At 64.6% G+C, this 1,261-nt stretch carries 1 protein-coding gene; it reads right to left on the reverse strand.

The annotated features are described in order from the left end of the window. Positions 1-165: 165 nt before the first annotated feature. Positions 166-1,261, reverse strand: a 1,096-nt coding sequence (locus ACP7BV_RS27025) for a DUF4080 domain-containing protein (RefSeq protein WP_426107983.1), incomplete at its 5' end; no start/stop codon positions are given.

Genomic DNA, 1,261 nt, shown 5'->3' on the forward strand with positions numbered 1-1,261 from the left:
CGCGCCGGTGGAGGCGAGGAGCTGGGCGGGATCCGCTAAAAGAGATTCGTTGCGACCGCTATAGAAGTTCGTGCGGGGCGATTCGATTGACGGGGACGAAATCGGTGTTCTAATGGCGCCGCATGCGCGGCACAGGTACCGGGCCGATGCAGGCAGCACGGCGCTTTACGCGGCTAGGTGGCGGGCCTGCCGCACAGGCACCGCCACCGGCTTTGCCTTCTGCGCCGGCGCATCGACCCGGCCCGCATAATCGCTGCCGACCAGCGCGCCGGCCGCGTCCTTGCTCATGCCGCGCGCCTGCAGCCATTGCGCCACCAGCGCGGCCAGCTTGTCGAGCGCAATGCGGTGCGTGGCATCGGTCTTCGCATACAGCCAGTCCGAAAACGCCATGAAGTTATTGAACGGCGCGTCGCCCAGCATCTGGCCCAGCGTATTGGCAAAGCGTCCCGAATTGGCCACCAGGTCCCAGTAGCGCGCAAAGCGCACCAGACGCTGCATGCTGGCGAAGTCAATCAAACTGGTCGACAGGATGGTGTAGGGTGGGTAGGGATCGAACACCATCTTGTATTGCTCGGTGTGGCGGATGATCGGCGTGCCGCGCAGGCGCTTGAGGATGCCGAACTGGATTTCGTGCGGCTTGAGTGCGACCAGCCGGTCAAAGCCGCGCGCAAAGCTGTCGATGTCCTCGCCCGGCAGGCCGGCGATCAAGTCCACGTGCAGGTGGGCGTGCGAGTGCTCGCACAGCCAGCCGATGTTGTCGGCCGCCTTGGCGTTGTCTTGGCGGCGGCTGACCAGCGCCTGCACGTCCGGGTTGAAACTCTGGATGCCGATCTCGAACTGCAGCGCGCCCGGCGGGAATTTGGCGATGCCTTCCTTGAGCGCGTCGGGCAGGTGGTCGGGCACCAGTTCGAAGTGGGCGTACACCGGGTCGGCGGGATCGGCCGCGATTTTGTCGAGGAAGAACTGCATGATCTTCAGGCTGGTCTTGATGTTCAGGTTGAAGGTGCGGTCGACAAACTTGAACAGGCGCGCGCCGCGCGCATGCAGCGCTTCGAGTTCGGCCAGGAAGCTGTCCAGGCCGAACGGCCATGCAGTCTTGTCCAGCGCCGACAGGCAGAATTCGCACTTGAACGGGCAGCCGCGCGACGCTTCCACGTACAGCGTGCGGTGGGCGATGTCCTGCTCTGTATACAGTGCATACGGCAGCTTGATGTCCGCCATCGGCGGCTGCACGCCGGCGTGCCCCTTCATCAGGGGCGTC

Source organism: Massilia sp. TSP1-1-2, from assembly GCF_049896185.1.
GTDB lineage: Bacteria > Pseudomonadota > Gammaproteobacteria > Burkholderiales > Burkholderiaceae_D > Telluria_A.